The 7,421-nt window shown below is 69.1% G+C and carries 9 protein-coding genes; 4 read left to right on the forward strand and 5 right to left on the reverse strand.

The genetic code is table 11. The annotated features are described in order from the left end of the window. A partial coding sequence (locus KBZ04_RS12205) for a hypothetical protein (protein ID WP_254992185.1) occupies positions 1 to 335 on the forward strand: 335 nt, incomplete at its 5' end. 58 nt (positions 336 to 393) lie between these two features. On the opposite strand, the gene KBZ04_RS12210 is transcribed toward KBZ04_RS12205, so the two are convergent. From KBZ04_RS12210 to KBZ04_RS12220, 3 genes are all read right to left on the reverse strand, one after another. Then, entirely contained in the window at positions 394 to 1,032 is a 639-nt protein-coding gene (locus KBZ04_RS12210) for a class I SAM-dependent methyltransferase (protein ID WP_254992186.1), read from the reverse strand. Positions 1,033 to 1,285: 253 nt separating this feature from the next. Beyond that, on the reverse strand, positions 1,286 to 1,813 hold the full coding sequence (locus KBZ04_RS12215) for a hypothetical protein (RefSeq protein WP_254992187.1): 528 nt from the start codon (positions 1,811 to 1,813) through the stop codon (positions 1,286 to 1,288). Then, entirely contained in the window at positions 1,810 to 1,995 is a 186-nt protein-coding gene (locus KBZ04_RS12220) for a hypothetical protein (RefSeq protein WP_254992188.1), read from the reverse strand. Before KBZ04_RS12220 ends, KBZ04_RS12215 begins: the two co-directional genes overlap by 4 nt. Before the next feature lie 84 nt (positions 1,996 to 2,079). Between KBZ04_RS12220 and KBZ04_RS12225 the strand changes: the two genes are divergently transcribed. Then, on the forward strand, positions 2,080 to 3,060 hold the full coding sequence (locus KBZ04_RS12225; RefSeq protein ID WP_254992189.1) for an aldo/keto reductase: 981 nt from the start codon (positions 2,080 to 2,082) through the stop codon (positions 3,058 to 3,060). 5 nt (positions 3,061 to 3,065) lie between these two features. Here the strand turns inward: KBZ04_RS12225 and KBZ04_RS12230 are convergent, their stop codons facing one another. Next, positions 3,066 to 3,731 carry a hypothetical protein gene (locus KBZ04_RS12230; protein WP_254992190.1) on the reverse strand — a complete coding sequence of 222 codons (666 nt, stop codon included), beginning with the start codon at positions 3,729 to 3,731 and terminating at the stop codon, positions 3,066 to 3,068. Between the two features lie 106 nt (positions 3,732 to 3,837). Beyond that, the gene (gene purM / locus KBZ04_RS12235; RefSeq protein ID WP_254992191.1) at positions 3,838 to 4,872 is read right to left on the reverse strand and encodes a phosphoribosylformylglycinamidine cyclo-ligase; all 1,035 of its coding nucleotides are present in this window, start codon (positions 4,870 to 4,872) and stop codon (positions 3,838 to 3,840) included. Between the two features lie 425 nt (positions 4,873 to 5,297). On the opposite strand from purM, the gene KBZ04_RS12240 reads away from it, so the two are divergent. Both KBZ04_RS12240 and KBZ04_RS12245 read left to right on the forward strand, forming a co-directional pair. Then, a complete protein-coding gene (locus KBZ04_RS12240) occupies positions 5,298 to 5,792 on the forward strand; it encodes a septal ring lytic transglycosylase RlpA family protein (RefSeq protein WP_254992192.1) in 495 nt (164 codons plus the stop codon). Between the two features lie 106 nt (positions 5,793 to 5,898). Next, on the forward strand, positions 5,899 to 7,421 hold a 1,523-nt coding region (locus KBZ04_RS12245; protein WP_254992193.1), incomplete at its 3' end, for a bifunctional pantoate--beta-alanine ligase/(d)CMP kinase.

Below are 7,421 nucleotides of genomic sequence, written 5' to 3' on the forward strand. Positions count from 1 at the left end.
AGGATTGCAAATCCTTTATCCCCAGTTCGAATCTGGGTGCCGCCTCTGCAACAACCGACGTTCTCCTGCTCGCCCCGCTGCGCAGGAGTCACGGCCCAACGGCAGGCCATCGATGGCAGACTGCGATTGACTTGCCAATGAGGACTGAGGTGGGAGTCAACTCCACGGAAGAGCCGGATCCGTTCGTGGCGCTGCTCAGCGAAGACTGCCTGGCGATGATTGAAAAGATCCAGGCCTATCGCGAAAGAATCCAGCTTCCGTCCACCCCCACGGCGATTCTCGAAGATGCCATCATCGAGTACTACACCGCCCTGAAAAGGGTCGGCAACTGGTGACAATGTCGCACCAGGTCTTTCAGCAGATCTCGCAGCAGGATAACAGCCTGGTCCTGATTCATTCCTGCTGAGTTCCAGGCCTGCGCTGCGGCTGGCGTTCTCCGGCTCCGAGGATCAATTCCGCCCGTTTCCTGTGCAGGCTCATCGAGGCTTCGGTGAGCACCACCCATTGCGCCAGGGTGGAGCAATGCTCCTCAAAGGGAGGCAGGTCCAGCCGCAGCGGCCGCCAGGCTCCTGCGTCGATGTCCCGGTTGAGCTCCGCGTGGGGCAGATCGTCGTTGGTGATGATCAGCCAGCGGTAGTGGGCCTTGAAATGGTCGAGATACTCCCGCACCAATTGGTTGGGAAGGTGTTGAAGCACATCCTTCACCAGAATCAGATCGGCGGGCGGCAGGCTGGCCAGGTCCTCGAAGAGCTGGAAGCGAATCGAGTCGCTGGCGTGGAGGTCACTGTTGGCTGCCACCACGGAGTCGACGATGTCAATCCCGGTGTAGGTGATGTCGCCCCAGTGGATCAGGCGGGAAAACTGCCAGTCGCCACAGCCGAAATCGACGACGCTGCGGATGTCATTGAGCCGCAGAAAGCGCTGCAGGGTGGCGATGTACTCGCCGTTGAACTCAGGTCTGGAACCCTGGCCCGAGCCTCCCCCCCACGTGTCGCGTTGATAGATGCGTGTGAAGGCGTCCTTGGTCGACATGCCGGATGGTAAGTGGCGGCACCCTAGCGGCGGCGTCCCTTCGGCCACCCGCCACGGCTCAGGGAAGGACGCCCAGGAGCAGGGAGATCAGGGCGAACCCGACGACGCCCACCAGGGCCAGCAGCGATGCGGACTGGGGCATGACCATCACCCGAACGAACGAATAATAAAGAGAACCTGAAGAAGGTCAGGGTTGTCTGTGGCGTTCGTTGCCGATCGTCATTTCCCCCGCCCGCCCGGCTCGTAGGCCCGCTCAGGGAGAGGCTTCCGCCTGCCACCGCTCCCCTTCCGAGCCGACGGCCTCGCAGCGGAAGGCGCGGCCGTCCAGCTGGCAGTGGCCGCTGGCGAGCTGGGCCCTGGTCAGCCCCAGGGCCGCCGTGGCCTCGCCGAAGCCCGCCTGGCCCACGGCACTCACGCGCAGCCGCAGGGGCCAACGCGGCTCGCAGCGGCTCGCCTGGCATTGCATGCCCCTGGTGCCTTCCGCCAGAACCCCGGCGAAGACCAGCTGGTGATCCAGGAAGGCGCCGCTGCCGGCCGGTTGCAGAAACCGGACCGTGAGGAGTCCCTCCATCTGCTGATCCAGGCGCAGCATCCTGCAGCTGCTCGTCTGCTGCTGTGGGGCCTGGCGGGACGTGCTGACGATGCGGCAGCGCCGCAGGCCCCCTTCCCAGCGGCCGAAATCCTCGCCCGGCAGCCCCTGGCCCACCAGGGGCGCCCAGGGGCCAATGAGGTCCAGCAGCAGCAGGCCTGCGGGCCATCCCCGGCCAAGCCACCGCTTCAATAGCCCGAGTCGGCAACGCAGATCCCCTGGCAGCTGATGCCGTTGCTGGCTGTGCGACCGCAATGGGAGCAGAGCACCGGCTCGGGGGCGGGCGCGGTTGGCGTGCTGCCGGCGGCCAACGGGATGGGGGTGTTCGCTCCGGCGGTGGGCAGAGGCGGCCGGCCGCCGGGATGGGTGGTCATCACAGGCCCCCTGGGGACGGTTCGGTCCGATCATGGCAACAGCGTGAGAGTGCCGCGATCGACTGGGCCGACCCTGCCTCCCCCGTGTCCTCGCACGGGCCGTCAGCTGCCCCCGGCATCGGGGTGGGCACCTGGGCCTGGGGCAACCAGTTTCTCTGGGGCTACGACCCGGCCCAGGACACGGAGCTGGCCGCCTGTTTCCACCGGGCGGTGGACCTGGGGCTGACCCTGTTCGACACGGCGGATTCCTACGGCACCGGTCGCTTCGGAGGCCGCAGCGAGTCGTTACTGGGCGGCTTCGTCGCCGATCTGCCGCCGGCCCGGCGCCAGGGGCTCACCGTGGCCACCAAGCTGGCCCCCTTCCCCTGGCGCCTGGGCCGCCGTGGATTCGCGGAGGCCTTCGAAGCCTCCCGGCACCGGTTGGGGGGCCATCTCGATCGGGTTCAGCTGCACTGGAGCACGGCCCGCTACGCCCCCTGGCAGGAGGGGCCCCTCCTGGAGGGGCTGGCGGATCTGCTCGAACAGGGCCGGGTGGGCAGCCTGGGGGTGTCCAACCTGGGCCCTCGCCGGTTGCGCCTGGTGCACGAAAGGCTGGCCCGGCGGGGACTGCGGTTGTCCAGCCTGCAGGTGCAGCTGTCCCTGCTGGCGCCCGATGCGCTCGCGGCTGACGGCGTGGCGTCGGTTTGCCGGGAGCTGGGCATTGACCTGCTGGCCTACAGCCCCCTGGCCCTCGGTCTCCTGGGCCGACCCCCGGGGGAGGACCAGGGACGGCCTGCCGGACCCCGGGGCCTGCTGTTCCGCCGGCTGCAGCCCCGCATCCAGCCCCTGCTGCAGACCATGCAGCGGATCGCCCATGCCCACGACGCCCCCATGGCGGCCGTGGCGATCAACTGGTGCCGGGCCCATGGGGCCATTCCCCTGGTTGGGTTGCGCCGCGTGGACCAGGCCGAAGCGGCGGCCGCGGCGGCCAGTTGGTGCCTGGACGACGGGGAGCGACGGGATCTGGACCGGGTGGCGCAGCGGTGTGAGGGGCGCATGCCCGCCAACCCGTTTCAGAGCGCCTGAGGCCCTCAGGCGCTGAGGGCGTCGCTGGGATCCGGGCTCAGCACCACCGGCAGGGCGGCGGGGCGAGGCTGGGGGGCCTCGGCCCGCTGCAGCAGCCTCACCACCTGGGGGTCGGCCGTTTCGCCGGCGAGGGCGCCGTCTTCGCCGGGGCCGCAAGCACTGAGGGCCTCCTGCAGCAGGGAATCGAAGGTGGAGCCGGGCAGCCGGTGGCGGGCCAGTTCCAGGAAGGCGCGGGAGAGGGATTCGCCCGCGGCCGCCCTCAGGGCCGGGTTGGAGCGGCGCAGTTCCTGCTCCTGGGCGATCGAGTTGAGGAACCGCTGGGTGATGTCCCGTTTGGTGGTGGCCCGGATACGGGTGTCCTGGTCGGCCTCGCTGAGGAAGGTCTGGGCCTCCAGTTCCTGCAGGCGGCGGTTGAGGCTGTCGAGGACGTCCTGGGCTTCCTTATTGATATGGGTGAGCTGGCCGTCGGATAGGCGGGGCAGGTCGGCCACATAGACCTTGCCGTGGTCCCTCAGGGTCAGGAAGGTTGGCCGCTGGCCACCGTTGCCCTCGCGCTGCTGGACCATGGCGGCGCCGTCGCGCAGGCGGGGGCGCGGCTGCTGGGGGCGCTGGGGCGGCATCGGGCCTGCGGAACTGCGGCGGCGGGTGATGCGTCTGGACGTATCGAACATCGGGCAGCGAAATCTATGGAGCGTCTTGGGAGCGTTTGGGGCCTGGCCGAGGCGGAAATGACGCCAACGACCTTAGGGAAAGCGGTGGATCAGGGCCGGCGTCCTCTCAGTGCGGCAATCCGGCCAGGGGGTGTTCCCCCGGCTCGCCCACCGCGATGCTGCCGAGCTCCCAGGCCTGATGGCCCGAGGAACGGCAGATTTCGATGATGCCAGCTGAGGCCGCCGCTGGCACCACCAGGCAGAAACCGACCCCCAGGTTGAAGGTGTTCCACAGATCGGTCTCCGGCACCTGGCCCCGCTCCTGCAGCCAGCGGAACAGGGGCGGACGCTCCCAGCTGCCGGGGTCGACCACCGCGTGGACCCCCGCCGGCAGGCAGCGGGGCAGGTTTTCCGGCAGACCGCCGCCGGTGATGTGGGCCATGGCATGGAGCGGCAAACCGGAGCGGCGCAGGTCCTTCACCAGGGCGGCATAGAGAAGGGTGGGGGTCAGCAGGGCGTCGATCAGCCCCTGGCCGGTGGCTGGCAGCGGCGTGCCGGCGTCGACGGCCTCGGCCTCCAGGATGCGCCGCACCAGGCTGAAGCCATTGCTGTGGACCCCGCTGCTGGCCACGGCGACGATCCGGTCGCCCGCGCTCACCCGTGTGCCGTCGATCCGCTCGTCCTCCTCCACCACCGCCACGCAGAACCCGGCCAGGTCGTAGCGGCCGGCGCCGTAGAAGCCGGGCATCTCGGCGGTTTCGCCGCCCAGCAGGGCGCAGCCGCACTGGCGGCAGCCGTCGGCGATGCCTTCCACCACCTCGGCCATGGCCTCGGGGCCGAGCTTGCCGGTGGCGAGGTAATCAAGGAAAAAGAGGGGTTCGGCGCCGCTGGTGATCACGTCGTTGACGCACATGGCCACCAGGTCGATGCCGACACCGTGGTGGCCGCCATGGGCCTGGGCGAGCTCGAGCTTGGTGCCCACCCCGTCGGTGCCGGCCACCAGCAGGGGACGTTTCATCCCGGCCGGCAGGCGGCAGAGCCCGCCGAAGCCCCCCAGTCCACCGACCACCTCAGGCCGTCGAGTTGTCTCGACACTGGTTCGGATGCGTTCCACGAAGGCGCGGCCGGCGGCGACGTCCACGCCGGCAGAGCGGTAGTCCATGGGCCAAGGGTCAGCGCTGCACCGATCCTGCATCGGCACGGGGCCGCCGGGGGCGCCTGGAGCGCTCTGGGCATGGACGACTGCTCGATTGGCACACATTCCCATCGGCTGGACTTATGCCATCGATCAAATCCACTGATGTTTCGCTAGCGCCGGTGGGCCAGTCAGGCCAGTGGACGCCTGGAAGGGTGGTAAAGATGATGAAAACTGATCAGTCCTGAGGCCTGTCTGCAGCACATTTTTGCCCTGTCCAGTTCGGATAGTTTTCCGCTGTTGTCATTTTCTCTTAGGAATTCGCCAGGTCATTTCGGTCACGTTCGACTCAGTCACCATTGTTTCTGGTTCGGTTGACGTCAACGCCCGAATGCCGTCTTCAGGTCACACCATGTCCTGATGACGCGCTGAACCGGTGTCTTTCGCTTGTTATGCGAGTCACTCAACTCCTGGGCGCCGCCGCCCTCCTCTTCACCAGCAGCATCGCTCCGGCCCAGGCCGGCTCCCTTACTGCCCAGCAGGCCCCTGGGAGTTCCGTTGCCATCCGCCCCGCCGACTTTCCCTCCACCTGGGACCGCTTCGTTGAAGACATCCGCACTGTTCCCACGGCAAGCAATCTGATCGCCTCCGCCGGCAAGGTCAGCACCGGTCAGGCCAGCTGGTACGGCCCCGGCTTCTTCGGCAACCGCACCGCCAGTGGCGAAGTGTTCCGCCCCGGCACCCTCACCGCCGCCCATCGCACCCTTCCCTTCGGCACCAAGGTGCGCGTCACCAACCTCTGGAACGGACGTTCCACCGTGGTGCGCATCAATGACCGTGGTCCTTTTCATGGCAACCGGGTGATCGACCTGGCCCACGGAGCAGCCCAGGAACTGGGCCTCACCTCGAGTGGCGTCGCCCAGGTGAAGCTCGAAGTGCTCCCCTGACACGTTCAGGCGGCTCGGTCCGTCCCGTGTTCTTCCAGCCCATCCGCCAATCTGGCGGGTGGGCTTTCTTTCTGTGCCGGTGCAACTGCTTCAGACCCTGGCCGAGCTGAACGACTGGCGCCGCGAGCAGGTCGGCCGGCCGCTCCACTTCGTGCCCACCATGGGCAGCCTGCACGAGGGCCATCAGCAGCTGCTGCGGCGGGCGTCGGCGGCCGTCCCCGCCGGCCGGCCCGCGGTGCTGCTCAGCGTGTTCGTCAACCCGCTCCAGTTCGGACCGGCTGAAGATTTCGACCGTTATCCCAGGGATCTGGCCGCCGATGCCGCCCTGGGGGAGGCGGCCGGAGCCGAGGCCCTGTTGGCCCCATCGGTGCAGGAGCTGTTCCCTGGCGGCGAGGCGGAACTCACCGGGGTGGTCCCCCCGGCCTCCCTGCGCCAGACCCTGTGTGGTCCGGGTCGGCCCGGCCATTTCGAGGGTGTGGCCACGGTGGTCTGCCGGCTGCTGGCCCTGGTGCGCCCGGATCGGCTTCTGCTCGGGGAGAAGGACTGGCAGCAGCTGACGATCCTGCGCCGCGTGGTGGCCGACCTGGCCCTGCCGGTGACGGTGCAGGGCTGCGCCACCGTGCGGGAGGCCGATGGGCTCGCCTGCAGTTCCCGCCATCGCTACCTGAGCGACAGCGAGCGCAATCAGGCGGCGGCCCTGCCGGCGGCCCTGCTGGCGGCGCAGACGCTCTGGAGCGACGACACCGCCAGAGCCGCCCTGCTAACCGAATCGGTCCGCCGCGACCTGGAGACGGCGGGCCTGACCGTGGAGTACGTGCAGCTTGTGCAGCCCTCTACCCTGAGCCCCATGACCGCCACCGCTGGCGGCCTCTCGCTGCTGGCCGCGGCCGCCCGTTGCGGCAGCACGCGACTGATCGACCATGTCTTCCTGATGCACCGCCCGCCGATCGTCGCCATCGATGGCCCCGCCGGGGCGGGCAAGAGCACCGTCACCCGGGCCTTCGCCAGTCGCCTCGGCCTCCTCTATCTCGACACCGGCGCCATGTACCGGGCCCTCACCTGGTGGGTGCTGCACCGGGGTGTGGACCCGGCCGATGCCGCCGCCATCGCCCCCCTGCTCGACGACCTCGATCTGCAGCTGGAGAGCGCCGCCGGCGGGGAGCAGCGGGTGCGGGTGAACGGCCACGAGGTGAGCGAGGCGATCCGGGGCCCCGAGGTCACCGCTGCGGTGTCCACCGTGGCGGCCCATGCCTGCGTGCGGGTGGCCCTCACCGGGCAGCAGCGGGCCATGGGGCAGCGGGGTGGTCTGGTGGCGGAAGGACGCGACATCGGCACCGCTGTCTTTCCGGAGGCGGAGTGCAAGGTGTTCCTCACCGCCACGGTGGCGGAGCGGGCCCGCCGGCGGGCGGCGGATCTGGCCCAGCGGGGCTTCACCGTGCCGCCCCTGGCGGAACTGGAAGCCCAGATCGCCGAGCGGGATCGGCTGGATTCCAGCCGGGTCGAGGCCCCCCTGTGTCAGGCGGCCGATGCGGTGGAGCTGGTCACTGACGGCCTCGGCATCGACGCCGTGATCCAGCGCCTGGTGGATCTGTTCCGCGAGCGGGTGCCGGAGGATGCCTGGCCCGGCCC

Source organism: Cyanobium sp. N5-Cardenillas (genome assembly GCF_024345515.1).
GTDB lineage: Bacteria > Cyanobacteriota > Cyanobacteriia > PCC-6307 > Cyanobiaceae > Cyanobium.